Here is a 24,461-nt window from a genome sequence, read left to right as displayed (position 1 = left end):
CGCGAGCTACGCCAGCCCCTCAGCATCGGCGGCGTCTGACTTGTTCGGCCGCGCCGAGAGGCTCTTGTGCGCCTTGCGGGCATCAATGCAGGTTGCGGGCAATCCCAGCCGGGCCATCCCGCGTTGCAGCCAGATCCATAGCATCCCGCTCTGGTGCACGATCCGGCGGGGCTTGAGATCGCGGTTGCGAAAACAGCCCGCAACGCCTTCAGGGTCAGCAGGGCATGTTCCCCGCGCGACCGTCCTGCCATCCTCATCCACGACGCAGATCGAAATCTCGTTCAGCGACACGCCCAAACCGGCATAATGTTTCATAGGTCGTTCTCCTCACGGCAATTTTCCATGAGGTCGACACACCGGACCTCGTTCGCCTCCGGAGAGCGACCGCTGCAATCACATCATGTGGATTGGGTCAGTTTATGACGCCTAGGTGGTCAATTTCGTCTGGCTTTCAACAATTTGTGTGGAACGTCGAACACCTTTGACCCAATCCACGGCCAAAACCCAAGGGAACGGAACGGCCGCCTCATGCAATTCTGACCCAAACGTCAAGCATTCCTGACTCAATACGACAGCTGCCATTCATGCGGATCGAAAAGACGGGGATGCAGAGTCCCACTGTACCAAATGCTGCTTCCTGGTCGAATGACAGGAAAGCGCAGAAAGCACCCTTTGCAAAGTAGTGGGATTTAGAGGCATGGTGGGCGATCCATGCCGCAGGCGCACTAGGAAGAGCTGACCTTGGCCGCAGGTGCAGCCGCCTACTATCATCGAACTCACAGGTCGCGGGACAACGCGCCAATTCACCGCACACATACCAATTACCGCTTTGGCTGGGCCGGAACCGTGCCGCAGCCGCAAAGGGGGGATCAGTGTTCAAGTGATCCGGTGGAAATAGTCTCGTCGCATGATCACCCTCCAATAGACACATCGGCAGAGCCGCTTTCGACAGCTCCGCAGCAATCGATAGCATCGCCGACACGGCCAGCGGGCTTTCCGTTGATAAACACGCCGCCAGATCCTACCGCCAGCGCCCGCCCATGCGGAGGGTGCTTCGGCTTAGAGTGCGACGCAAAGGCATCTCCCTCTCGCAGCGCAGGTTTACCGCTTATGCCGACGTTATCGCTGCCTTCTATGGCTGGTGTTTGCGGGAACCCATCGTGTTCAGAGCCGGTATCACCCAACCGTCCTGCTGCTGGTATCACGCCGCCTCCCATACATCGAATTCAGTGCTCCGTACTGTGTTCGTCCAACAAGCAGTGAGCGCAGGATCTTCAATAGCGCGATTTGGCGTCTGCAGCATTCGTGACTTCAAGAAAGCAGCGACTTGAGGAGGGGCTGAAACCAACATGTCTCTCGGCAGATCAAAAAAGAGAGGCTCTTTGAGCGCAGAGATAATCGCACAAATCGCCAATGAAGAGTTGTTTGCCGCAGAAACGATTTCTGAAAGTTTATTTGTTCTAGGCAACAGCGCAGAATTGAGGAGCCTCGCAGGGCGCTCAAACTCAGGCAGTGGTTTAAGCGGAAAACCAGAGGTCTTCCAACCTTCCCAAACCTGAGTGAGGACTGCATCTTTACACCAAGAGAGAGCAACGGCACCGTAGGCGGTCATGCCAGCAGCCGTGCAAAAAGTCCTCCAAGTATCACCTTCTATAGATTGCAGGTGTTTCAGTAGGTACTCATCGTTTTCTTGAATTCGTGATATCTCGACCCCCCCATTAGGGTGATTCATCAGCGCCTTTACTGTTGTGTGGGATAAGTGCAATGAACACCACAGGTAAGGAAGTGTCATGCCCCCGCCAAGAACTGAACTGCCCTGAAATTGATTCAAATCCATCATCTCTCTATCTTCCAAGAATATCCATTCTGATTATTCCCTTGGCTCTTCATTGTCATCTAATTTTTCTTCGACCCGCCCCCAAGCCTTGTACCATGCCCACCACGCTCCACCGACAATTGGGAATGCGAAGAGCCACCTCAGATCACTATACAACAGGAGTAGCCACACCAGAGATCCCAATATGATGAAGTAACCGACAAACTCATTCAGAAGGCCCAGGATGAAGTAAATTACGGATCTCATGGTTCTCCCAACCTAGCACTTTGATCCCCGATAACATCCAGAGCGTTAGTCTCATATCCAGCGGGTATCGTCCCGCGAACACCATCAGGTCGCATGGATGAGACCCTGCCAACCGGAACGTGCGGAGAGCTATCGTCTGGTTTATTTGACGAGCTTGGCAGATATTCTTCCGGATTATTGATACAATGCAATACGCCATCGACTATCTCAACCAAAGCGTCAGCTTCTTCTGACCCAACTGGCTCATTTCTTTCAATGGCAGCTCGGAACATCTCCTTGTACATTTCCCCTGAGATGCTAGGGGTATAATTTCCGGTAAGCATCGCGTCAAAGACCGATACAATATCACGCCCACCATACTTGACAGACAAAACCGCCGCGCCGGAGTTTGCCAACTTGAAATTAACCGTTGTCCTTAACATTTTTCCTTTACGCCCTAGTACCTTGTTTCCAAAGCGCCCCCCAGTGGAGGCATAGTTTGTGAAAAAACCACCTCCAATTCTTCCGTAAAACTCAGGCGTTTGCATTTGGTGCTTGAGGTGAACAGATAATAACCGCACAGCCAGAACAGGGTTTTCCTTTGCAAACTTTAGAATTGTATTTAAATCACGCTTCCAAGGGTCGGACATGGCCTTTGCTTCAGGTCCAAACAGTCCGATCTGCATGCAACAATAAAATATCGCACACCACCAATCACGCGGATGGCTATATGCTCCGGATATTAACCTGATAACAAAATTCGGCTTTTTCTCCGTGGCTTTTTCCAAGAAATTTGGATCAGTGCAAACAATTTCCACAACATCCTGAGGGTGCACACCTTGGCCAACTTCGGATATCTCGCCGTTATATGTTATACCCTTTGCCATTTTAATTAATATCCACTCTCTTAGATTTTACCGTCACTTGGTTGCCGCCGCTGACCTCCACTTGACTATTTCCGTTTATGTTAATATTTTCAGTTCCGCCAATATTTACAACGCGCCCGTAGATGCCAACCGTGCCATCCTTTTCCAAGACTATCCGGGACATCCCTGATCGAATCTCCACTTTCTCCGACCCACCTAGTTCAGCTCTGTCGCCACTATCTATCGACAAAATTTCACCAGAATGGATGGATGTAGACTTCCCTGTAGTTATCTGAAAATCCCTGCCAACTGAAATACTTTTCGACAGCCCAATAACTTCGTTACTTGTCGCGCCGACTGCCTCCATCTTACTCTTTTCTACGCCAACAATCATATGGCCTCTTCCAAACTCCGAAACGATTGGCAGGCCGATCTTTCTAGAAAATTCACCCAATCCTTCCTTGAGTTTGTTTACTGCACTGCCAACCAATGCTCCTATATTTGAAGGGCCAATAAATAATATATAGTTTCCACCGATAATTTCATCATGATTGTTCGTCACTTCGATAGCTTTGTTGTGGCCTATGCTCTGCACCCAATTATTATCTATACGCTCAGAGTGATCGTTCTTTACCTTCTCGTTTCGATCCTTCTCGGCATGAAGGAATATCTCTTCTCGCCCCTTTTCATCCTCAAACCGGAGTTCATTAAACCCACGCCCCTTGTGCGTATCCGTCTTGAAAGTCGAGCGTGTCTTATGCTTCGGTAGCTCATATGGCGGTTTGTTTTTGCCGTTGTAGACACAGCCGGTGACGATGGGCTTGTCAGGATCGCCGCGCAGGTGTTCGACGATGACCTCCATGCCGATGCGCGGGATCACCATGCCGCCCCAGCCCTGCCCGGCCCAGTTCTGGCTTACGCGCACCCGCATGGTATGCGCCGCTTCCAGATCCCAGTGGAAGCGGCACAAGATGCGGCCGTGTTCGTCGCAATCGATCTCGCCTTCGCCAACCACAACTGCGGTTTCCGGTCCCTGCACACGTGGCCCGACCGTTCGGCGTTCGGGTCGAAACGGCGCATCATCAGGGATCAGCACATAGGCCCCGTCGTAGGGCGCGTCATCTGCTCCCGTACTCCCAGACCCATAGGCCTGCGCCCGGAACCGATGGGTGGCCTTGAGGCAAACGAATGTGCGCCCCCTCGCTTTGGGAACGTCATCCCCGGCCAGTGTGACGCGCCAGCCCGCGCCGAGGGAGACCACATCGCCCTCAGCCCGGTGGCGCGGGGCCTGACCGCGCTCCGCTTCAAGACGGCGCGACACCACACCTCGGCCTTCGCCTTGGTTGAGGTAATCGCCGGGCCAGTCATAACTTTCGATATCGCCGCTTGGATGAGACGCATCAGAGAGCTGGTCCACTTCCTGCGCCGATGTGGGTATCTTGAAGTTATACTCCGTCAGCCGCACTGCGCCGGTGGTGATCCGCTCGGTCGCTGACCAATGGCGGAAATGCTCTTCCTCGTGCCGGTGGTACCCGGTGACCCCAAAATACGGGCGCGATGATCCCGGAACCTCGGGCAGGCTGATCGCCGCATCGGTGAGCAAGAGCGTGTGTGATCCTGGCTCATGTCGCCACGACCACGTGATGCCAAAGCGCTCCAGCTGGCGGCGGATGAAATCCGCATCCGACTCGCCATATTGAACGGTGTATTCCAGCACCGGGTAGTCATCCATCACCCGCAGCTCAAGATGGGGGTTGCCCAATGCTGCGTAAGAGCTAAGCACATCTTGCACGATCTCGATGACGGTTTTGTTATGGAAGATCCGCATATTGCGCCGCAGGCCTGCCACATGCAGCCAGGGGCGCAAGGTTAGATCATAGCGAAACCCATTCTCGAAGGCACCGCGTTGCTCGGCTTCGCAGACGATCCCGTCAAAGGCGCGCGCACGCTGAGCGTGATTGATTTCAATGGTGGCATGAGTTCCAAGAAGAGCGCTGAGGTCGAGTGTGTTCTGGGTTGAAAGCGCTTCAACCCGCCACTCGAAATCCCCTGAGAGTTCCTCCGTGCCGTCCATCCGCAAAAGCACAAGCGCGTCGGATCCCAGCACAGTTGTCAGACGTCCAAGTCGGGCATCCTGAGTAAATACATTCATAAAGCAATACCCTTTAAGTTGCACGGGAGAATACTTGTCTCGCCTCAGGGTTCAAGGGTGGAAAATCTCTACCTGTGGGGAAAATCACGACGGTGCAACCACACTGGAGTGATTGTTCGACGTCGCTGGGGCCGAGTTGAATGTCCGCTCCCGGAAAGTCTTTCACGCTTGCAGCAGAGACATAGCCGCACCCTGCATGAATGTCGTGATTGGGCTGGCTACGGCCATCGATGCAGGTATCAGCTCTAGAGGTTCAGTCCCGTATCCTGTGAACTGAGTTTTCAATATTGTATGACCGCATCACTGAGCCGGGGCTGATGGCCCCGGCGCTTCTGTGTTGTGGGCCAGTGGGATTTGGACGAGCCAAACGCCCCTGGCCGTCAAGAAGAGGGTGCTGCCCTCCCCCTCGGGCAATTCTATTAGACCGGGCCGTGTCCTCGGCTGCGCCTGCGGGCCGCACCAACCCGGTCGAATAGCATTGCCTCGCCCCCTCCCGCGTTCGCCCGCCTTTTGAAACTTGGGGCAGATCAGCAGGAACAGGCGACATCAAAGTCTGTTCCTGCAAATCAGCCCTGATTTTCCAAAAGGAAGGTCAGATCAACGCAACAAGCCACACGGCAAAAACAGTGGATTGGGTCAGTTTATGACGCCTAGGTCAATTTCGTCTGACGTTCAACATTTTGGAAGTGGCGGACCGAGGAGGATTCGAACCCCCGACCCCTTGATTCGTAGTCAAGTACTCTATCCAGCTGAGCTATCGGTCCACTGAGGGCGGGGTTTATTGGCCACCGCGTCGAGGTGCAAGGCCAAAACGCAGCATCTCGTAAGTTTTTTGCCCGCCCCGAATAAAAACCTCCATTCGTGCCCCTCTGTGCTCTTGTACGACCTAGCCAGTTCCGCCTCCGGAGAAACGCGCGCATTGCTTAAGATCTCTACGAGGTCAGCCCCCGCGGCGCTTACACCTGCCACGTCTGCTCTGATACGAAATTTCTCCGCGCGCCTGGCCTTCACCCAAAGAGCCCCCATGCGAAATCCGCCATTTTCTGTCTTGCGAGGCGAGAATTCCTCTCGCATCCGCAAAGAAGCTCTGATAATCACCAGCTCCGCGACGGGTGTTCCTGTCGCTGTGCGGGTGTGGCGGAATTGGTAGACGCACCAGATTTAGGTTCTGGCGCCGCAAGGCGTGGGGGTTCAAGTCCCTTCACCCGCACCATTCCCCCATTCATACTCCGCATAATCAGACCGCGCGTTGTGTCCTTCTGCGGGCTGGCATCGGGACCTGGGCCGTCAGGGAGCGAGCCTCACCATTGCAGCCCCGCGCGCACCGGGGAGAGACACAGGCGTCACCCCGGCTGGGCCTGAAGGCCCCGCAGCACCTGGGGCAATTGGTCCGGCAGATCCTCGGCGATGAGCCCGGGGCCAAAGCTGCGCGCGCAGTCCACATGCAGCCGCGCGGCTGTCGCGGCTGCATCATGCGGGTCGAAGCTGCGCGCCAAGAGCCCCGCGATGAACCCCGCCAGCACATCCCCCGCACCGGCCGTCGCAAGCCAGGGTGCTGCGCGATCACCACTGGCGACATTGACAGAACACATGCCAGTTTCAGCGCAAATCACGGTGTCGGCGCCTTTGAACAGAACCGTGCAGCCGGCGCGACGGGCGGCCTCGCGGGTGGCGTCCACCTTTGAATAGGCCGGACCGACTGTGGCGGGCTGGGCAAGCTTTTCGGCGATATCGGGAAAGAGCCTCGAAAACTCTCCCCCGTGCGGGCTCAGAACGCAGGCCGGATGAAGTGCCTCGAACAGCGCATCAGGTGCGTCGGAAAAGGCCGTTAGCGCATCGGCATCCAGTACCATCGCGCGGCCTGCCGCAAGTGCCGCCGGCACAAGGCGACGCGCCCGGTCCAGCCCAAGCCCCGGCCCCAGGCACAGCGCGGAGATGCGGCTGTCTTCCAGAACCGCCGTCAGCGCCCCTGCCCCGTCAACCCGGGTGAGCATCAGGGATATGATCTGACACGCGACCTCCATCTGTGCCGCAGGCGGAACACCCAGCGTGACCAGCCCCGCGCCGATCCGCAGCGCGCCCCGCGCCGCCAACCGCGCCGCGCCAGTTTGTCCCGCGCCACCGGACAGGATCAACGCGTGACCATGGTCATATTTATGCTCATCGGCCTGTTTGTGCAGGTCGGGTGAAGAAGCCTCTGCCGCGCGACACAGATATCGGCCAATCCGCTTGTCCCCGTGCAACGCGACCAGGGCCTGACGCGATTGGCCGCCGACCTCCGAAACGGGCGCAAGCCCGATGTCCTTGACCACCACGCTCCCACAGTGCTGCGGCCCCTCCGCCAACACATGTCCCAGCTTCCGTGAATGAAATGCAACCGTGAGACCGGCCGGCACCGCAGCCTCTCCGATCACGCGCCCGCTGTCACCGCAAAGCCCCGAGGGCAGATCGACTGCCACCACCTGAGGCGCCTGTCCCACCGCAGGCGCTGCGTCCAACGCGACCAGCGGCAGATCCACAGCACGCGTCAACCCGGTGCCAAAGAGCGCATCCACCACCAGATCTGTCGAGGGCCAGATCTGATCCCCCTCAAACGTTTCCGCGGATAACGCCTGGACCTCCCCCATCTCCAGCCAGCGCGCATAATTCGCCTGTGCATCCGGTGGCAGCACCGCGGCATCGCCATAGAGAAACACCGAGACGTCCCAACCGCGTGCCTTCAGCAGCCGCGCCACCACAAACCCATCGCCACCATTGTTGCCCGGACCACAGAGCACCACAGCCCGCTTCAGCTTTTCCGAAATATCTCGGGGGACGGCCGCAGGCCGGGGGGCAGCGCCCCCATCCGGCGCAACCTCATCGCCCAGCTCCGGCCAGGTCTCGAAAATCGCCTCCACCACGCCCGCACCGGCGCGCTCCATCAGCGCCAGCCCGGTCACCGCGCCGCTGTCGATGGCGCTTTTTTCGATCTCACGCATCTGCGCTGCGGTCAGCAATTCGGTCATTCCGCACCCCTTCGATTCACGAATGCCCAATAATTAATCGCATGGCCCAAATTTTCATCACACCATCGGAAAACTGCACATTTCGGCAGCAGGCGCTTCAGCTTACACATTGTGGCGATCAGTTGAAAATGATCTGACCACAGTCGACAAGGTTGCGAGGAGCCCGGACATGAAAAAGATCGAAGCCATCATCAAGCCGTTCAAGCTGGACGAGGTGAAGGAAGCGCTACAGGACGTTGGCGTTCAGGGTCTCTCTGTCATCGAGGTCAAGGGTTTTGGCCGCCAGAAAGGTCATACGGAACTCTATCGCGGTGCGGAATATGTGGTCGACTTTCTGCCCAAGGTGAAGATCGAAGTGGTGCTGGACGACGATCAGGTCGACGCCGCCATCGAGGCCATCGTCGCCGCGGCCAAGACCGACAAGATCGGCGACGGCAAGATCTTTGTCAGCCCGATCGAGCAGGCGGTCCGCATCCGGACCGGCGAATCCGGCTCCGACGCCCTCTAACCGAACACCAATGCGGCGCAGTTTCCCGCACCGCAGATCACCCAACACCCGAAATACCCAAGTTTTCTGACGGAGGAAGAACTTCAAATGAGCAAGGACGCAGTTCTCAAGCTGATCAAGGATGAAGAGGCAGACTATGTCGACATCCGCTTCACCGACCCGCGTGGCAAGCTTCAGCACGTGACCCTGATGTCGGATCAGGTCGACGAAGACTTCCTCGAAGAAGGCTTCATGTTCGACGGTTCCTCGATCGCAGGCTGGAAATCCATCGAAGCCTCCGACATGAAGCTGATCCCGGACACCAACTCCGCCTATGTGGATCCCTTCTATGCGGAAAAGACCATCTGCATTCACTGCTCCGTGGTCGAGCCCGACACCGGCGAAGCCTATGAGCGCGACCCGCGTGGCACCGCCGAGAAAGCCGAAGCCTATCTGAAGGCCTCCGGCATCGGTGATGTGGCCTACATGGGCCCGGAAGCTGAATTCTTCCTCTTTGATGATGTGCGGTTCTCCAACACCATCAACAAAGTGTCCTATGAGGTCGACGCAACCGACGCCTCCTGGAACTCCGATGCGGAATTCGAGACCGGCAACATGGGCCACCGTCCTGGCGTCAAGGGCGGCTACTTCCCGGTGAACCCGATCGACGAAGCACAAGACCTGCGCTCCGAGATGCTCTCCACCATGAAGCGTCTGGGCATGAAGGTCGACAAGCACCACCACGAGGTGGCGTCCTGCCAGCACGAGCTGGGCCTGATCTTCGACAGCCTGACCAAACAGGCCGACGAGCTGCAAAAGTACAAATACGTGATCCACAATGTGGCCCACGCCTACGGCAAATCCGCCACCTTCATGCCCAAGCCGATCGCCGGCGACAACGGCACCGGCATGCACGTCAACATGTCGATCTGGAAAGACGGCAAGCCGCTCTTTGCAGGTGACAAATACGCGGATCTCTCCGACGAGGCGCTGTACTTCATCGGCGGCATCCTGAAGCATGCCAAAACGCTGAATGCCTTCACCAACCCGGCCACCAACTCCTACAAGCGCCTGATCCCCGGCTTCGAAGCCCCGGTTCTGCGCGCCTATTCCGCCCGTAACCGCTCCGGCTGCGTGCGTATCCCGTGGACCGAATCCCCGAAGGCAAAGCGCGTCGAGGCCCGCTTCCCCGATCCGGCCGCAAACCCCTACCTGGCGTTTGCAGCCCTGCTGATGGCCGGTCTGGACGGCATCAAGAACAAGATCGATCCGGGCGAAGCCATGGACAAGAACCTCTACGATCTGCCCGCAGAGGAACTGGCCGACATCCCGACCGTTTGCGGCTCCCTGCGCGAAGCGCTGGAAGCACTGGCCTCCGATCACGACTTCCTGCTGCAGGGCGACGTGTTCACCAAGGACCAGATCGAAGGCTACATCGACCTCAAGATGGAAGAAGTCGAAGCCTACGAGCACACCCCGCACCCGGTGGAATACCAGCTGTACTACAGCTGCTGATCTGCGGATCGAAGCAGAGTGTTATCAGGGCGTCCCTTCGGGGGCGCCTTTTTTGTTGATGCGACCACTGAGCGCCGTATCTGTCGCTGTGTCGCAGGTATGTTTATTGACTGGTCAGTTAATATACGCCAGTCTGAGTGCGGGCCGCACCTGTTGGGGGTGGCTCGACGACTCATACGTCACGGATGTGTCCCGCATATGGGCCAGTTGTTGTGGCAGGGGCGCCTTACCCTCCCAGGGGGCGCCCTTTCTTTTCCGCACATGTCTTCCTGTTGGGCCGACGGTATTTCCTGTTGAGCCCCCGCTCCCGGTCCTGTAGGTCTGCCCGCCTTGAGCCGCATGAGAGCCGACCCATGACACAGATCTCCGCCGCCCCGACCACGCTTGGCATCGACTTTGGCACCTCGAATTCCGCCGCCGGGGTGACGGTGGCGGGCCGCCCCTGGCTGGTGGAGCTGGAGCCGGGAGAGACCACGCTGCCGACGGCTGTGTTCTTTGACAGCGACACCAGGGCGCGCCGCATCGGGCGCAGCGCCACCCGGGCGTTGATCGCCGGCGACGAGGGGCGTTTCATGCGCGCGCTCAAGAGCCTGCTGGGCACGCCGCTCCTTTATGAAAAGCGCCGCCTGGGCGGTGAGATGATGGATTTCTCCGATGTCATCGCGCATTTCCTGCGCGAGGTGAAAACCCGCGCCGAAACCGCTACACGACTGGAGTTCACCCATGCGCTTTCGGGACGGCCGGTGAAGTTCCACTCCAGGGACGAGGCCCGCAACGTCCGCGCCGAAGACGACCTGCGCCATTGTTATCAAAAGGCCGGGTTTCAGGACGTGCAGTTCATGTATGAACCCGAAGCCGCCCTGCGTGCCGCCCGTCCGCATCCGGGCATCGGTCTTGTGGTGGACATCGGTGGCGGGACGTCGGATTTCACCTGTTTTGAGCAGGACGACAACGGCGGCACGCGTATTCTGGCCAGTCACGGCCTGCGTCTGGGCGGCACCGATTTTGACCGCCAGATCAGCATTGACCATGTGATGCCGCATCTGGGCCGTGGTGCGATGATCCGCAACAGTTTTGGCGGGGGCAGCTTGCCGGCGCCCAACCGGATCTTCAATGATCTTGCCACATGGCAGATGATCCCATTCCTCTATGGGCCCGACACCCGCCGCGCGGCACGCGATCTGGCGCAGAACGCCGAAGATCCCAGCGGGCTGAACCGGCTGCTGCGCGTACTGGAGGATGAGCTGGGCCATGATCTGGCCTTTGCGACTGAGGCCGGGAAGATCCGCGCCAACAGCGCCACCGAGGAGACCGCGCAGATTGATCTTCGCATTGTCGAGCCAGGGCTTTCCGCCGCCCTGCCCCGCGCCGCACTCGAACAGTCGCTGGCGCAGATGGTGCAGGCCATTCAGGATGAGGCCGCCGAGACCCTGCGCCTGGCCGGCGTATCCCCCGGCGACGTCAACCGCTGCGTCATGGTGGGCGGGTCTGCGTTGCTGATGGCGGTGCGCTCAGCCCTTCAGGATCTCTGTCCCACCGCAGAGATCGAGACAGAGCGCGCAATGACGGCTGTGGCCGACGGGTTGGCGCTGGCTGCGCAGGATGCCGCCTTCTGAGCAAAGCTCCCCGTAAAAAAGGGGGTGAAAGCCCGGCCTCTGCCGCGTAAGTTCCCCTTGGACATCCGCCAGTTTCAGAGGGTTCTTTCATGCTGTTTTCCCGTTTTGCGGCCCTGGGCCTTGCCGCCAGCCTTGCCATCGCAACCCCGATCACCGGTCTTGCGGCCAGTTGCGGTAATACCTCTGCGGGGTTCGAAGCGTGGAAAGCGGAGTTTGCCCGCACCGCCAAACGCGCGGGCGTCCGTCAGGCCGGGCTCAATGCGCTGGCGCAGACGCGCTATGCCACCGGCACCATCGCAGCGGATCGCAACCAGAAGAGCTTTAAATACAGTCTGGAAAAATTCATGCAGGTGCGCGGGGCCACGACCATCGTCGCACAGGGGCGCAAGCACAAGGCTCGCAATGCCGCGTTTTTTGCATCTCTGGAGCGCAAATATGGCGTGCCTGCCGGATTGCTCATTGCCATTCACGGCATGGAAACCGCCTTTGGCAATTATATGGGCGACAGTCAGGTGGTCTCGTCAATCGTCACCCTGACCTATGATTGCCGCCGTTCGGAGTTCTTTGAGCCCCACGCCATTGGCGCGCTAAAGCTGGTGGATCAGGGTGCGATCACCATGGCGACCAAGGGCGCCAAACACGGCGAACTGGGGCATACGCAGTTCCTGCCCGGCAACGCGCTCAACTACGGTCAGGACTGGAACCGCGACGGGCGGGTGGATTTCTATGACATGGGGGACGCTCTGGCCTCCACCGCCTATTTCCTGCGCAAGAAAGGCTGGCGTCCGGGCCGCGGCTATCAGCCGGGCGAGCCGAACTACAAAGTCCTGAAACAATGGAACGCCGCCACGGTCTATCAGCAATCCCTGGCGATCATGGGGCGGCAGATCGACGGCTGATCGAGTCTCCGCAAAAGGGTTAAAAACAATCAACGCGCCGGTCGCGGGATTGTAAAAGCTGCGGCATCAATATGGCCATGCGCCGCCAGTATTTCGACGCATTTTCATCTCGCATCGCACCGCGAAATCCATATCCATCTGTTTTTATTAAAACTTTTTGGTTGACGAAATATCGCGACCGAAGCCCCGGGAAATATTCAAAAACCGGCGGATACGCCCAATTTTCTGCGTGATCGGCCTCTACATTGGTTGGGAACACAACCGATGGAGGATTTCACGGTGCTGGATCAGATTACACAGAATGTGTCCGCCACGGCCTTTCGCGGCAAGCTGGGCTTTTCCGAACGGGATGAGACGGCCCTGTCCACCGCCTGCACTCTGGTCGTGCAAACGCTTGAGGAATTTGGTCACGAGGTCGATCAGTTCCACGCCAAACGCGCCCATCGTGTCACGCTGGAATGCGATCACTATATCGTCGACCTGCGACACCGCCGCAGCCCTGCGCCCATGCGTCAGACCGATGGCGTGGCCTGTCGCTGCCAGCTTGATGTGACCTTCACGCCCCGGTTCCCGGAGCGCACCGATGCCGAACTGATCGAAATGCTGCTGGCCCGCAGCCTGCAAGCGCTGTTGTCGCAGCTGGACGCTAGCTCTGTCGAATGGCTGGATACGGCGGTCATTCTGGACCGCGACGCGTTTCTCTCGGCCTTTGCCGCCGAGACCGCTGAGCCCGCGGAGGATGTGTCTGTGCGGGACATTCAGCTGCCGATCACCGATCCAAACGCCACAGCCGTGCCCCAGCCAACGCCCGCGGAGACCGATCTGGCACAGCCGATCCGCGCCTATGACACCTACGCCGCGCGCCAGGGCACGCCGGAGCGCGCCGCAGCACCAGCCGCGCCCGACACGACCGCGCAGGCCGGAAGCCCGAAGCGGTTCGCCCCGGTGGAGGAAACCTTTGGCAGCCTGACCGAAGCCTGCGACCGGATCATCGAGCGCCGCGATGGTCCCCGCCCGGCCCGGGATCTGGGCAACGCCTGTCGCAAGCTGGGCACCTCGCTGTCAAAGCGCGGATGGACCGCCAATACCACGTCGGCCTGGGTGCTGACGCTGGTGATGACCCTGCTCGCCCTGCCGCTTGGCATCACTGCGGCTGCGGTCAATCTGGTGCGCGGCGGCGACATGCGCTTCAGCGTGCAGATGCTGGCGGTCATGGCCCTGCTGATGTTCCTGCAATCCTCCGGCCTGGTGCACGCCGCGCTTCACTGACCGATTGCAGACACCTGAACTACGCCCCGTAACACATTCGTGTTGCGGGGTTTTGTATTATGTGGTCCCTGCCACCGCCTGCCACTGGCGCAGCACATCGGCGCGACGCATCACGGTGGTGTGGATCGAAAACACCACTGCACGGCTCTGCGGCAGGCGGTAGATCGACTGCAACTCGCTGCGCATGTAGTGCTCGGTCTCCGGCGTCGAGGTGGCGCGTGGATCGCGCTCCAGCCTGGGTTGATGCAGGCTTGGGTCCGCATACCACAGCGCGTTGAAACGCCAGAGCGGCCGCCCCACCTGCACCCCGTCAAACAACCGCTGCACGCGGCGTGCGATCCCCGCATCGTAGTCTTTGACCGGCTCATGGATCGCCAGCAGCGGTTTCATGAACTTTTTCGCAAGCGTCCAACTGGCGGGGAAACACAATACAGCCGCCGTCAGCACATGTTCATCGCCGTCTTCGGGCCTCTCCAGGATACAGAAATCCTGCTGCGCAATCCGGCCAAGGGTCTCCATCGGCTGGGCGCGATTGATCGCGACTTTGGCGCCATCTGGCCGGATAACGTGGTTCGCATCAGCGCCGGCGCCATAGCGCACCGCCAGCACCTGATCGAGCAACTCTTGCGCGGCTGGCGCGGCCCCCGCATCCATCGCAATTACCGCATCGGGATGATCGCGCAACAGCCGCTCCCGCTCTGCCACTTGCGCGGCAAACCCGGCGTCAAAGCGCAGCCAATCCTCCGGCTTGAGCGGCTGAATGCCGGGCAATGGGCGCGGGGCAAGCGGATTATAGGGAATGGAGGTCTGGAGAATCTCTGTCATGTGCCAGGCATAGCACCGCTGTCAAAACTGTGCACGACTGTACAGTTTTTTGCGCGCAGCCACTGTATCAAACACGCCAGTCCCGCCAATTCGGCCAAAACGGACATGCTCCGGGTCGCATTTGGGAACGCCACGCCGCGCAAGCCCCGGCAGGCTGAGGCCAAAGAGCCAGGGAGGCGAAGATGAACGAACACTTTCGGGATCGTCGAAAGATCGACCCCAGCCGCGGGTCCGTTTTGGGCGACGGCAGCCCCAATGACAACGACCGGATCGAGATCGGCCCCACACAGTTGGCGTTTTCGGAATGGGCCGCGGCAGGGCTGGAGCTGCCCAATCTGGAGGCGATGCGCCACTACCGCTGGCAGCGGCTGACGCAGGCGATCGTGGAGCGCGGCTATGGCGGTCTGCTGATGTTTGATCCGCTCAACATCCGCTACGCCACCGACAGCACCAATATGCAGCTGTGGAACACCCATAACCCGTTTCGCGCGCTGCTCCTGTGCGCAGATGGCTACATGGTGCTTTGGGACTACAAGAACTCGCCGTTTCTTTCGACGTTCAACCCTTTGGTGCGCGAACAGCGCTCCGGCGCGGATCTGTTCTACTTTGATCGGGGCGACAAGGTCGATGTGGCCGCCGATGCGCTCTCGAATGAGATCCGCGTGCTGATTGGCGAGCATGGCGGAGGCAACATGCGCCTCGCGGTGGACAAGGTAATGCTGCACGGGCTGCGCGCACTTGAGGCGCAAGGCTTCGAGGTCATGGAAGGCGAGGAAGTCACCGAAAAGGCCCGCGCAATCAAGGGCAAGGACGAGATCCTTGCCATGCGCTGTGCGTCCCATGCCTGCGAGACCGCCGTGAAGGCGATGGAGGATTTTGCCCGCGCCAATGTCGGCGATGGCAAGACCTCGGAAGACGACATCTGGGCGGTTCTGCATGCGGAAAACATCCGCCGGGGGGGTGAATGGATCGAGACACGGCTGCTGGCCTCCGGTCCGCGCTCCAACCCGTGGTTTCAGGAATGCGGCCCCCGCATCACCCAGCGCAACGAGATCATCTCCTTTGATACCGATCTGGTGGGCAGCTACGGGATTTGCGTCGATATTTCCCGCAGTTGGTGGATCGGCGATCAGAAGCCACGCCCGGACATGATCTATGCGATGCAGCATGCGCATGAACACATCATGACCAATATGGAAATGCTGAAACCGGGCGTGATGATCCCGGAGCTGACCGCGGGCACCCATGTTCTGGATGCAAAATATCAGGCGCAGAAATACGGCTGCCTGATGCATGGTGTGGGGCTGTGTGATGAATGGCCCTTGGTGGCCTATCCGGATCAGGCGGTGGCAGGTGCGTTTGACTATCCGCTGGAGCCGGGGATGGTGCTCTGTGTGGAGGCCTTGGTGGGCGAGGTTGGCGGCGATTTCTCTATCAAGCTCGAAGATCAGGTTCTGATCACCGAGGATGGATATGAGAACCTGACCACCTACCCCTTTGATCCCGCGCTCATGGGGCAGATATAATGTCTGCGCCTCACTGCGGCGCGTCTGGCCAGGGCAGATGGGCCAGAACCCCGTGATGGTCAGAGGCGAGTTTCGGCTGTATCTCGATCTCGCCTTCGCCGCCCGGAGCCAGCACATGGTCAATGCCGATGGGATAACCCAGCGGCGGCAGATCAAACGTCGCCGCATAGGGGCCGACCCGCGCCATGCCGCCTGCCTCACCGATCTGCGCCACCGCATGGGACCAGCCCACGGCGTTGAAATCCCCGGCGAGGATCACCGGCCCGTCGAGGGTCTCCAGCCGCTTTACCACCCTGTCCACATGCTCTGCCTGTTCATGCGGCCAGGGCCACGGCAAATGCAGCGCCGCCACCCAGAACCGCCCCGTTGGCCCCTCGACCTCCATCGCGGCCAGCCCGAGGTCTTCTGCACAGGCGAGCCTGTTGGTCGCCGTGACGCCGCGCGCCAACACCGCGACACCTCCGACCCGGCGAAACGGGCAGAACTGCTGTACCGGATAATCGGCCCGCAAATCACCGAGGATCGGCATGTTTTCGCGAGAGATTTCCTCCAGCGTGACGACATCCGCGCCTGAGATGCGAATGGCCTCTATCAGGGTCTCGTTGCCGTTGTTCCGCCACAGCATGTTTTTCTGATAGAGCGTGATCTGTGGTGTGCGCACCTCTGTCTCCGTGGGTGAATGGCCCAGCCAACTGACCAGCATCACACCGGACGCCACCGCGCCGAGCATGGCCGCGCGCGCATCGTGGCGCAGGATGAAGGCACAGATCATCGCAAGCCCGGCAAAGGGTACGCGAAACACCGCAAGGCTATCGCCAAGCGGATGCAGCGCGACCATGAAACCGCCCGCCAAAGACAGGATCGCAAGGATCAACAGCGCCCAAATCCCGACGCGGCACAGTTTCAACATGCCGTTCACAGGTCCAGTCGCTCCCGCCAGAGCGGCCATTTGCGCGCCACAACCGCAACGCTTTCGGCCTCCTCGGCCAGCTGATCCAGCGGCACCCAGGCCAGCGCATGGGACTCCTCGCTCACCAAAGGCTCCCCTGCCTCCGCCACAAAAAGATAGCGCACATCGTAATGCAGATGTGCCGGTTCCCTGGCCGAGGCCGGGATCTCGTGCACATCGACGTCAAAGACCTCGGGCGTCAGCAGCCGGATACGGGACAGCCCGCTTTCCTCATAGGCCTCTTTGGTGGCGTTGAAACAGGCGTCCTGAATACCATCGCAATGCCCACCCAATTGCAGCCAGCGGTCGAGTTTTGCGTGATGGGTCAACAATACCGACGTGAGGTCCGGAGACAGCACGAAGGCAGATGCCGTGACATGGCTTGTCAGTGGATCGCGCTCAAACGCGCGGGGTTCATTGGCGCAGAACCTCACCAGGCGCGCCCACATGTCCCGATCGCGCGCGTCCAGGGGCGTGAAACGTCCGATCCCCGCGATCATCTGCTCCGTGTTTTTATGCACGCCCATGTGACGCTCCTTCACCTTCCCGTGACGGTTGTGACAGCCGCCTTGCCGTGACCCTGACGTCGGCGCACCTTAGGGAAGCCGACCCACAAAAGCCAAGCCCCGAAAGCCTCGCCCATGCCCACCGAACGCATCAGTTTCACCGGCCACGCCGGACATGACCTTGCCGCGCGCCTCGACCTGCCCGAGGGGCCGGTGCTGGCCACCGCCCTTTTTGCCCATTGTTTCACCTGTTCCAAGGACATCCCCGCCGCCCGGCGGATTGCCGCGCGACTGGCGGCCATGGGGATCGCAGTGTTGCGGTTCGATTTCACGGGCCTTGGTCATTCCGGGGGCGAGTTTGCCAATACCAGCTTTACCTCCAATGTGGCGGATCTGATCGCGGCGGCACGCTATCTGGCCAGCCGCAACATGGCGCCCGACATGCTGATCGGTCACTCGTTGGGAGGGGCAGCCGTCTTGCGGGCACGCGCAGGCATTCCTTCGGTCAAGAGCGTGGTGACGCTGGGCGCACCCTTTGATCCGGGTCATGTGGCGCACCACTTCGAAGACGCACTTGAGGCGATCAATCGCGACGGGCAGGCAGAGGTGAGCCTCGGCGGGCGTCCTTTTGTGATCGGCAAGGAATTTGTCGATGACATCCGCCAGACCGAGCTTGGCGAAGCGGTGGCAGACCTGAAGGCCGCATTGCTGGTAATGCATGCGCCGCGCGATACGACGGTTGGCATCGACAATGCCGCCGAGATTTTTCAGGCCGCGCGCCACCCCAAGAGCTTTGTCACCCTGGATGACGCCGACCATCTGATCACCGATCCTTGCGATGCGGAATATGCCGCAGACATGATCGCCACATGGGCCACACGCTACGTGGATATGAAGCCCCCAGCCCCCCCGCCCGGAGCACCCGAAGGCGTCATCCGCGTCACCGAGGCCGACCCGGAGGGGTTCTTGCAGGATGTGCAAAACGGCCCCTACCATCATGTGTTGGCAGATGAGCCCGAAGCCTATGGCGGCACCAATCGCGGACTGTCACCTTATGGGTTTGTGGCGGCGGGGCTTGGGGCCTGTACGTCGATGACGTTGCGGATGTATGCACGGCGCAAGGGCTGGCCGCTGGACGGGATCAGCGTTGAAGTCTGTCACGACAAAGTCCACGCGCAGGATGCCATCCCGTCTGGCCCCGCCAAGATCGACCGGTTCATGCGGGTGATCCATTTGCAGGGCGATCTGGATCAGGAGCAACGCGCCAAACTGTTGGAGATTGCCGACAAATGCCCGGTGCATCGCACCCTTGAACAAAGCTCTCGGGTCGAGACACGGCTGGAAGATGCGCCAAAGCTTCCCGACATGTCTCAGGAAGGTCAGGACATCGACGCCGCAGCCATTTGATCGACATCAAGGTGCGACGCGCGTTCCTCATTAGGGTTGCCACAGCCAGCAACAGGAGGACGCCCACCATGGGACTGATGCGCAAGCTGAGTGACAGCGCCGATCTCGTCAATGGAATGAGCCAGCGGCTCGGCATAGATCAGGCCGCGCGTCTGGCGCGTGACCCCGAAGGCGAGGCGCGCCGCCTGATGCAGATGGTGTCGCGCTGCGCAGGGTGTCTCGCACAGGGGGCCTGCGGTGATCTTCAGGCCCGCCATGACCAACTGGCGACCTGCCCGGCCTATTGCGAGAACAAAGCCTGCTTTGAGGACCTCACACCACGCCTCTGACGGGATTTTGGACAGCGGCACGGCACTGCTGCGGCGCGGCGCTTGCCGCCGGGGCATGGCTCGTCTATGAGAGCGCCATCTCTTCCACCGTCTTTGAAAGGTGCTGCTGCCTATGATCCCCCGCTACGCCCGCCCCGATATGGTTGCCGTCTGGTCTCCCGAGACCAAGTTCCGCATCTGGTACGAGATTGAGGCGCACGCCTGCGACGCCATGGCGAACCTCGGTGTGATCCCGCGCGAAAACGCGGAGGCGGTCTGGAAAGCCAAGGACGTCGAGTTCGACGTTGCCCGCATCGACGAGATCGAAGCCGTCACCAAACATGACGTCATCGCCTTTCTGACCCATCTGGCCGAGCATGTCGGATCGGAAGAAGCCCGCTTTGTGCATCAGGGCATGACCTCCTCGGATGTGCTTGATACCTGTTTCAACGTGCAGCTGACCCGCGCTGCCGACCTTCTGATGGTCGGCATGGACAAGCTCCTGGACGCACTCAAGAAACGCGCGCTTGAACACAAGGACACCGTGCGCGTGGGCCGCAGCCACGGCATCCATGCGGAACCCACCACCATGGGTCTGACCTTTGCGCGTTTCTATGCGGAGATGGACCGCAACAAGAAACGCCTGATCGCCGCGCGCGAGGAAATCGCCACCGGTGCGATCTCTGGCGCCGTGGGCACCTTTGCGAATATCGATCCGCGCGTCGAAGAACACGTCTGCGAGCAACTGGGCCTGAACCCGGAGCCGATCTCCACTCAGGTGATCCCGCGCGACCGTCACGCCATGTTCTTTGCCACTCTCGGTGTGATTGCCTCCTCGATCGAGAACATCGCGATCGAGATCCGCCACATGCAGCGGACTGAGGTGCTCGAAGGGGCCGAGTTCTTCTCCATGGGCCAGAAAGGCTCCTCGGCGATGCCGCACAAGAAGAACCCGGTTCTCACAGAAAACCTCACCGGTCTTGCGCGTCTGGTGCGCATGTCGGTGATCCCTGCGATGGAAAACGTGGCGCTCTGGCACGAGCGTGACATCTCGCATTCCTCGGTGGAGCGCGGCATCGGCCCCGACGCCACCGTGACGCTCGATTTTGCGCTGCACCGTCTGGCCGGCGTCATCGACAAGATGCTGGTGTTCCCGGAGAACATGCTGGAGAACATGAACAAATTCCCGGGTCTGGTGATGTCGCAGCGGGTGCTGCTGGCCCTGACGCAGGCCGGTGTCAGCCGCGAGGATGCCTATTCCATGGTCCAGCGCAATGCGCTCAAGGTCTGGGAAGAGCGCGTCGATTTCCGCGAATTGCTGCTGGCCGATCCCGAGGTGGTTGCCGCCCTCGGCGAGGATGGCGTCAACGAGAAATTCGACATGGGTTATCACACCAAGCACGTCGACACGATCTTCAAACGGGTGTTTGGCGAGTAAGCCCACCCTCACGCGCACCGATCAAGCCCCGCCCTCACCGGCGGGGTTTTTTATGTGGGTTCTGAAGGTCCTGCCCCGTGCCCCTCACATCGCGCGGCAAATTGATCGACAAAATCGATCACGGCGCGGCGGTTCTGCGGCGCCTGCAACAGAGTGTCGATTTCGGCCGGGGAGGTCTGCATCAGCTCGAACCGCAGGAACACGTCGTCGAAAAAGCGCGAACTGACCGTAGAGAGCACGGTCCGCAACTGCGCCAGCATGTCGTCGCCGCGATGCGACGCATGCATCAGGGCAATGGGCTTTGCGATGATCTCCTCGCGCGAGACCAGCCAGTCGATGGCGTTCTTGAGCCCGCCCGGGAGCGCCCGGACATATTCCGGGCTTGAAATGATCAGACCATCGCTGCGCCCGACCCGGGCCGCGAAATCCTCGACCGCCGGCGGCAGGGCGTGTTGCTCCAGATCTGGCGAGAACACCGGCAGCCGGGCCAGCCCCGCAAACACACTCACGGTGTGAGTGGGAGATACGATCCCGGACACCGCTCGCAGCAGAGCGGTATTGGTCGACGCGCGGCGCGCACTGCCAGAAATCGCCATAAACTCCATCTCGCCTCTATAGGGGCGGATCTGTGGGGCCACAATGACAGCTTTTGCACGGTACAATCCTGCACATTCCTGAGCGCCTCTATGCCCCGGCGGTGTCACCGACCTGCATCCGGGGTACGTCTGCGGGCCCGGCACTGTATTTTGCCACTCACGGTTTCGTGAACGAATGTTTTGCGCAGCAGGCGTGTTTTCAGCGTAACCCCATTAGACAGACGCACAGGAGGTATTCATGCGTTTCACAGCTCTCACCCTCGCCCTGGCCCTGCCCTTGTCGGCTTTTGCAGCCGGGAGCGATTCAACAACACCGCCCACGCCCTCTGACACCACCAAGAAATGCTGGGGCAAACGGGTTTGGGACGAGGACGCCCAGAAATGCGTCAAACCGGAAGAATCATCCATGAACGGCCAGCAACTGCTGGAGACCGCGCGCGAGCTGGCGTATCTGGAGCGTTACGAGGACGCACAGGCGGTGCTGGCGGCGCATCCGGATCAGACGGATAGCCGAGTCCTGACCTATTGGGGGTTCACCAACCGCAAGTTGGGTCAGGCCGAGGCCGCAAACGCATATTACACCCAAGCCATCGCGCAGAACCCCGATAACATCCTGGCCCGCAGCTACATGGCGCAAGGCTTTGTCGCCAATGGCGAATATGCGCAGGCGCTGTCGCAGTGGAAGGAAATCAAGGCCCGTGGCGGCGAAGGCACCTGGGCCGAATCCTCGCTGCGCCGTGCAATTCAGACGGGTGTGACCGTTAACTACTAAGCTTCAGGCTTTCTTTACTGCTGACGGCCTATCTTGTGATCTGACAGAAAGAGAATCTTTTCGGGTCAAGGTTCAAGAATGGAACAATCATCAGCCTTAGCGCTCCCCATGGCATCACCGGATATGGGGCTTGGCGATTTCGCGCCAGCCGCACCGGCTCCAGCCCTCTCGGGGGGCGCGCCCCAACTGAGTGGCAAAGCAAAAGCGGCAATCGTCGTGCGACTTCTCCTCAACGAGGGGGCAGATGTGCCCCTGGAAGAGTTGCCGGACGATCTCCAGCTGGAACTCACGCAGCAGATGGGCAAAATGCGCCTGGTGGATCGCCAGACGTTGCATGCGGTGGCAGCCGAATTTGCAGAGCAACTCGAAAACATCGGGTTGTCCTTTCCCAACGGTCTGGCCGGTGCGCTGACCGCGATGGAAGGCAAGATCAGCCGCCACACCCACAGTCGACTGCGCAAAGAAGCCGGCGTGCGTCAGTTCGGCGACCCTTGGGAGCGCCTGCGCAACCTGCCGCCAGAGGACCTGGCGGATCTGGCCAAGGCGGAAAGCACCGAGGTCGCGGCGGTGCTGCTGTCGAAGATCGACACCGCCAAGGCGGCGGAGATGTTGCAGCATCTGCCGGGCCCCCTGGCACGGCGCATCACCTATGCGGTCAGCCAGACCAGCAACGTGACGCCGGACACCGTCGACCGCATTGGCCTGTCGCTGGCGTCGCAGATCGAGGCCCGTCCGCAGGTCGCCTTTGAACAGACCCCGGGCCAGCGCGTCGGTGCGATCCTCACCCAATCCGCCGCTGCCAAGCGCGAGGAGGTGCTGACCGCGCTCGACGAGGAAGATCAGGAGTTTGCCACCGACGTGCGCAAGTCGATCTTCACCTTCGCGCTGATTGCCCAGAAGGTGGAACCGATGGATGTGCCCAAACTGGTGCGTGCTCTGGGTCCGCAGGAACTGACCACCGCGATCGCCTTTGCCACCGAAGAGGACGATGTGGCCTCTGTCACCTTCCTGCTGGAAAACATGTCCACACGGATGGCCAACAACCTGCGCGAAGAGGCCAACCAGCTGGGTCGCGTCAAACGGACCGAGGGCGAGGCCGCATTTGGCCTGATCGTCAACATGCTGCGCGAGATGGTCGTCAATGGCGACATCGAGCTGAAATCGGACGAGGAAGAATCATAACCCGGGGCCACCTGCGCCCCGGACTGCGCGCCTGTCCCCCCGCCCGCAGGGGGACGCGCGTTTGTTGTCAGGGGTTTCTTGTATATGGCCGCAACCGGCTCTATGATCCTGCGTTGCGTGACAGCGACCAGGAGCCAGACACCGCATGCCCGTTGACTCGTCGGAGCTGACATTTTCCCAACGCGCCAAGTACTTTGCGATCAATCTGGTCCTGCGCGGGCTGATTGGCGGACTAAAGCTGATCCCCTATCGCAGGCGCGTCCCGGCCATGGGCTGGGTGCTGCGCAAACTGGCGCCGCTGATCGGGTTTCACAAGCGCGTGCGGCGCAACCTCGCCTATACCCGCCCGGATCTGCCTGCCTCCGAGGTGGAGAGCCTGTGTCATCAGGTTGCAGACAATGTGGGCCGCACCCTCGCCGAACTCTATGCCGGCGCGCCTTTCTGGGTCCGCGCCAAATCCGCCCCGCTGACCGGACCAGGTGTCGCCACGCTGGAGGCCGCCCGTGCAGCCGGCCGCCCGGTCGTCCTGGTCACCGGGCATTTTGGAAATTACGATGCGGCGCGCTCGAAGCTGGTGCAGATGGGGTTCAACATGGGCTCGCTCTACCGGCGCATGGCCAACCCCTATTTCAACGACCATTATGTCAAGGCGATCTCCGCCACCGGCAAGCCGATGTTCGAACAGGGCAAGCGCGGCATGGTCGAGATGGTGCGCCACCTGAAGGCGGGCGGCAATATTGCCATCGTCGCGGACATGCACGCCATGGGCGGTCAGTATCTGCCGTTCTTTGGGCGCCCGGCGCTGACCTCGACGGTTCCGGCGGAACTGGCGCTCAAATACAACGCGGTCTTCTTGCCGATCTATGGCGTGCGGCAAGCCAACGGTCTGGATTTCGAGGTGCATGTCGCCGCGGAAATCCCGCACTCCGACCCGCTCACCATGTCCCAGGCGGTCTGTGACGATCTGGAGCGCATGGTGCGCGCGCATATGGGGCAATGGTTCTGGCTGCACCGGCGTTGGAAGCCGATTTACGACACGCCGCACCCGGATTACGCGTCACCCCAACAGGGCGAGGGCTAG

22 protein-coding genes and 2 tRNA genes are annotated in these 24,461 nt (G+C 60.2%); 13 read left to right on the top strand and 11 right to left on the bottom strand.

From position 1 onward, the window contains the following. Nucleotides 1-6 precede the first annotated feature (6 nt). The 6 genes from MHM97_RS03855 to MHM97_RS03830 all read right to left on the bottom strand — a co-directional run bounded on the left by MHM97_RS03855 (nt 7) and on the right by MHM97_RS03830 (nt 5,844). The gene (locus MHM97_RS03855) at nt 7-315 is read right to left on the bottom strand and encodes a hypothetical protein (RefSeq protein ID WP_239319649.1); all 309 of its coding nucleotides are present in this window, start codon (nt 313-315) and stop codon (nt 7-9) included. Between the two features lie 596 nt (nt 316-911). Next, nucleotides 912-1,217: a PAAR domain-containing protein gene (locus tag MHM97_RS22975; RefSeq protein ID WP_239319646.1), complete on the bottom strand. Its 306-nt coding sequence runs from the start codon at nt 1,215-1,217 to the stop codon at nt 912-914. Next, complete coding sequence (locus tag MHM97_RS03845) at nt 1,202-1,840, bottom strand: hypothetical protein (protein ID WP_239319643.1); 639 nt, start codon at nt 1,838-1,840, stop codon at nt 1,202-1,204. The genes MHM97_RS22975 and MHM97_RS03845 overlap by 16 nt, the downstream gene beginning before the upstream one ends. Before the next feature lie 239 nt (nt 1,841-2,079). After that, nucleotides 2,080-2,949: a hypothetical protein gene (locus tag MHM97_RS03840; protein ID WP_239319641.1), complete on the bottom strand. Its 870-nt coding sequence runs from the start codon at nt 2,947-2,949 to the stop codon at nt 2,080-2,082. 1 nt (nt 2,950) lies between these two features. After that, complete coding sequence (locus MHM97_RS03835; protein WP_239319639.1) at nt 2,951-5,080, bottom strand: type VI secretion system Vgr family protein; 2,130 nt, start codon at nt 5,078-5,080, stop codon at nt 2,951-2,953. A gap of 687 nt (nt 5,081-5,767) precedes the next feature. Beyond that, nucleotides 5,768-5,844 (bottom strand) — tRNA-Arg (locus MHM97_RS03830). Between the two features lie 364 nt (nt 5,845-6,208). Between MHM97_RS03830 and MHM97_RS03825 the strand changes: the two genes are divergently transcribed. Continuing rightward, nucleotides 6,209-6,293, top strand: a tRNA-Leu gene (locus MHM97_RS03825). Nucleotides 6,294-6,423: 130 nt separating this feature from the next. On the opposite strand, the gene MHM97_RS03820 is transcribed toward MHM97_RS03825, so the two are convergent. Next, nucleotides 6,424-8,085 carry an NAD(P)H-hydrate dehydratase gene (locus tag MHM97_RS03820; protein ID WP_239319637.1) on the bottom strand — a complete coding sequence of 554 codons (1,662 nt, stop codon included), beginning with the start codon at nt 8,083-8,085 and terminating at the stop codon, nt 6,424-6,426. A gap of 169 nt (nt 8,086-8,254) precedes the next feature. On the opposite strand from MHM97_RS03820, the gene MHM97_RS03815 reads away from it, so the two are divergent. The 5 genes from MHM97_RS03815 to MHM97_RS03795 all read left to right on the top strand — a co-directional run bounded on the left by MHM97_RS03815 (nt 8,255) and on the right by MHM97_RS03795 (nt 13,871). Further along, complete coding sequence (locus MHM97_RS03815) at nt 8,255-8,593, top strand: P-II family nitrogen regulator (RefSeq protein WP_239319636.1); 339 nt, start codon at nt 8,255-8,257, stop codon at nt 8,591-8,593. An 87-nt stretch (nt 8,594-8,680) separates the two neighbouring features. Further along, the gene (gene glnA / locus MHM97_RS03810; RefSeq protein WP_239319635.1) at nt 8,681-10,087 is read left to right on the top strand and encodes a type I glutamate--ammonia ligase; all 1,407 of its coding nucleotides are present in this window, start codon (nt 8,681-8,683) and stop codon (nt 10,085-10,087) included. Nucleotides 10,088-10,440: 353 nt separating this feature from the next. Continuing rightward, nucleotides 10,441-11,703: an Hsp70 family protein gene (locus MHM97_RS03805; protein ID WP_239319634.1), complete on the top strand. Its 1,263-nt coding sequence runs from the start codon at nt 10,441-10,443 to the stop codon at nt 11,701-11,703. An 89-nt stretch (nt 11,704-11,792) separates the two neighbouring features. After that, nucleotides 11,793-12,602, top strand: a complete 810-nt coding sequence (locus MHM97_RS03800; RefSeq protein WP_239319633.1) for a lytic murein transglycosylase — start codon at nt 11,793-11,795, stop codon at nt 12,600-12,602. A 264-nt stretch (nt 12,603-12,866) separates the two neighbouring features. Then, nucleotides 12,867-13,871, top strand: coding sequence for a hypothetical protein (locus MHM97_RS03795; RefSeq protein ID WP_239319632.1), 1,005 nt, complete (start codon nt 12,867-12,869; stop codon nt 13,869-13,871). Nucleotides 13,872-13,928: 57 nt separating this feature from the next. On the opposite strand, the gene MHM97_RS03790 is transcribed toward MHM97_RS03795, so the two are convergent. Beyond that, a complete protein-coding gene (locus MHM97_RS03790; RefSeq protein WP_239319631.1) occupies nt 13,929-14,696 on the bottom strand; it encodes a heme-dependent oxidative N-demethylase family protein in 768 nt (255 codons plus the stop codon). Nucleotides 14,697-14,878: 182 nt separating this feature from the next. On the opposite strand from MHM97_RS03790, the gene dddP reads away from it, so the two are divergent. Beyond that, on the top strand, nt 14,879-16,222 hold the full coding sequence (dddP, locus tag MHM97_RS03785) for a dimethylsulfonioproprionate lyase DddP (protein WP_239319630.1): 1,344 nt from the start codon (nt 14,879-14,881) through the stop codon (nt 16,220-16,222). A 10-nt stretch (nt 16,223-16,232) separates the two neighbouring features. Here the strand turns inward: dddP and MHM97_RS03780 are convergent, their stop codons facing one another. Beyond that, on the bottom strand, nt 16,233-17,132 hold the full coding sequence (locus MHM97_RS03780; protein ID WP_239319629.1) for an endonuclease/exonuclease/phosphatase family protein: 900 nt from the start codon (nt 17,130-17,132) through the stop codon (nt 16,233-16,235). 5 nt (nt 17,133-17,137) lie between these two features. After that, nucleotides 17,138-17,698, bottom strand: a complete 561-nt coding sequence (locus MHM97_RS03775; RefSeq protein ID WP_239319627.1) for an NUDIX hydrolase — start codon at nt 17,696-17,698, stop codon at nt 17,138-17,140. Between the two features lie 114 nt (nt 17,699-17,812). Here MHM97_RS03775 and MHM97_RS03770 point away from each other — a divergent pair, with 114 nt between their 5' ends. From MHM97_RS03770 to purB, 3 genes are all read left to right on the top strand, one after another. Then, nucleotides 17,813-19,084: a bifunctional alpha/beta hydrolase/OsmC family protein gene (locus MHM97_RS03770; protein WP_239319624.1), complete on the top strand. Its 1,272-nt coding sequence runs from the start codon at nt 17,813-17,815 to the stop codon at nt 19,082-19,084. Between the two features lie 68 nt (nt 19,085-19,152). Continuing rightward, complete coding sequence (locus tag MHM97_RS03765; protein ID WP_239319622.1) at nt 19,153-19,413, top strand: DUF6455 family protein; 261 nt, start codon at nt 19,153-19,155, stop codon at nt 19,411-19,413. Nucleotides 19,414-19,525: 112 nt separating this feature from the next. Continuing rightward, nucleotides 19,526-20,830, top strand: coding sequence for an adenylosuccinate lyase (purB, locus tag MHM97_RS03760; RefSeq protein ID WP_239319620.1), 1,305 nt, complete (start codon nt 19,526-19,528; stop codon nt 20,828-20,830). Between the two features lie 50 nt (nt 20,831-20,880). Here the strand turns inward: purB and MHM97_RS03755 are convergent, their stop codons facing one another. Then, nucleotides 20,881-21,492, bottom strand: a complete 612-nt coding sequence (locus MHM97_RS03755) for an NADPH-dependent FMN reductase (RefSeq protein WP_239319617.1) — start codon at nt 21,490-21,492, stop codon at nt 20,881-20,883. 172 nt (nt 21,493-21,664) lie between these two features. On the opposite strand from MHM97_RS03755, the gene MHM97_RS03750 reads away from it, so the two are divergent. From MHM97_RS03750 to MHM97_RS03740, 3 genes are all read left to right on the top strand, one after another. Continuing rightward, nucleotides 21,665-22,198: a tetratricopeptide repeat protein gene (locus tag MHM97_RS03750; protein ID WP_239319614.1), complete on the top strand. Its 534-nt coding sequence runs from the start codon at nt 21,665-21,667 to the stop codon at nt 22,196-22,198. A 78-nt stretch (nt 22,199-22,276) separates the two neighbouring features. Further along, complete coding sequence (locus tag MHM97_RS03745) at nt 22,277-23,380, top strand: flagellar motor switch protein FliG (protein ID WP_239319611.1); 1,104 nt, start codon at nt 22,277-22,279, stop codon at nt 23,378-23,380. A 145-nt stretch (nt 23,381-23,525) separates the two neighbouring features. Beyond that, nucleotides 23,526-24,461, top strand: coding sequence for a lysophospholipid acyltransferase family protein (locus MHM97_RS03740; protein WP_239319610.1), 936 nt, complete (start codon nt 23,526-23,528; stop codon nt 24,459-24,461).

The sequence above is a fragment of the Epibacterium sp. Ofav1-8 genome (assembly GCF_022348185.1).
GTDB lineage: Bacteria > Pseudomonadota > Alphaproteobacteria > Rhodobacterales > Rhodobacteraceae > Epibacterium.
The sequence above is the reverse complement of the archived record's forward strand: the minus strand, read 5'-3'. Positions and strand labels throughout refer to the sequence as shown.

Bases quoted from the DNA above. Each gene is read 5' to 3' on its own strand.
- MHM97_RS03840 (WP_239319641.1), bottom strand. From the start codon at position 2,949: ATGGCAAAGGGTATAACATATAACGGCGAGATATCCGAAGTTGGCCAA.
- MHM97_RS03745 (WP_239319611.1), top strand. From the start codon at position 22,277: ATGGAACAATCATCAGCCTTAGCGCTCCCCATGGCATCACCGGATATG.
- glnA (WP_239319635.1), top strand. From the start codon at position 8,681: ATGAGCAAGGACGCAGTTCTCAAGCTGATCAAGGATGAAGAGGCAGAC.
- MHM97_RS03805 (WP_239319634.1), top strand. From the start codon at position 10,441: ATGACACAGATCTCCGCCGCCCCGACCACGCTTGGCATCGACTTTGGC.
- MHM97_RS03820 (WP_239319637.1), bottom strand. From the start codon at position 8,085: ATGACCGAATTGCTGACCGCAGCGCAGATGCGTGAGATCGAAAAAAGC.
- MHM97_RS03775 (WP_239319627.1), bottom strand. From the start codon at position 17,698: ATGGGCGTGCATAAAAACACGGAGCAGATGATCGCGGGGATCGGACGT.
- MHM97_RS03740 (WP_239319610.1), top strand. From the start codon at position 23,526: ATGCCCGTTGACTCGTCGGAGCTGACATTTTCCCAACGCGCCAAGTAC.
- MHM97_RS03770 (WP_239319624.1), top strand. From the start codon at position 17,813: ATGCCCACCGAACGCATCAGTTTCACCGGCCACGCCGGACATGACCTT.
- MHM97_RS03780 (WP_239319629.1), bottom strand. From the start codon at position 17,132: ATGTTGAAACTGTGCCGCGTCGGGATTTGGGCGCTGTTGATCCTTGCG.
- dddP (WP_239319630.1), top strand. From the start codon at position 14,879: ATGAACGAACACTTTCGGGATCGTCGAAAGATCGACCCCAGCCGCGGG.
- MHM97_RS03765 (WP_239319622.1), top strand. From the start codon at position 19,153: ATGGGACTGATGCGCAAGCTGAGTGACAGCGCCGATCTCGTCAATGGA.
- MHM97_RS03790 (WP_239319631.1), bottom strand. From the start codon at position 14,696: ATGACAGAGATTCTCCAGACCTCCATTCCCTATAATCCGCTTGCCCCG.
- MHM97_RS03855 (WP_239319649.1), bottom strand. From the start codon at position 315: ATGAAACATTATGCCGGTTTGGGCGTGTCGCTGAACGAGATTTCGATC.
- MHM97_RS03845 (WP_239319643.1), bottom strand. From the start codon at position 1,840: ATGATGGATTTGAATCAATTTCAGGGCAGTTCAGTTCTTGGCGGGGGC.
- MHM97_RS03800 (WP_239319633.1), top strand. From the start codon at position 11,793: ATGCTGTTTTCCCGTTTTGCGGCCCTGGGCCTTGCCGCCAGCCTTGCC.
- MHM97_RS22975 (WP_239319646.1), bottom strand. From the start codon at position 1,217: ATGGGAGGCGGCGTGATACCAGCAGCAGGACGGTTGGGTGATACCGGC.
- MHM97_RS03795 (WP_239319632.1), top strand. From the start codon at position 12,867: ATGGAGGATTTCACGGTGCTGGATCAGATTACACAGAATGTGTCCGCC.
- MHM97_RS03835 (WP_239319639.1), bottom strand. From the start codon at position 5,080: ATGAATGTATTTACTCAGGATGCCCGACTTGGACGTCTGACAACTGTG.
- MHM97_RS03750 (WP_239319614.1), top strand. From the start codon at position 21,665: ATGCGTTTCACAGCTCTCACCCTCGCCCTGGCCCTGCCCTTGTCGGCT.
- MHM97_RS03815 (WP_239319636.1), top strand. From the start codon at position 8,255: ATGAAAAAGATCGAAGCCATCATCAAGCCGTTCAAGCTGGACGAGGTG.
- purB (WP_239319620.1), top strand. From the start codon at position 19,526: ATGATCCCCCGCTACGCCCGCCCCGATATGGTTGCCGTCTGGTCTCCC.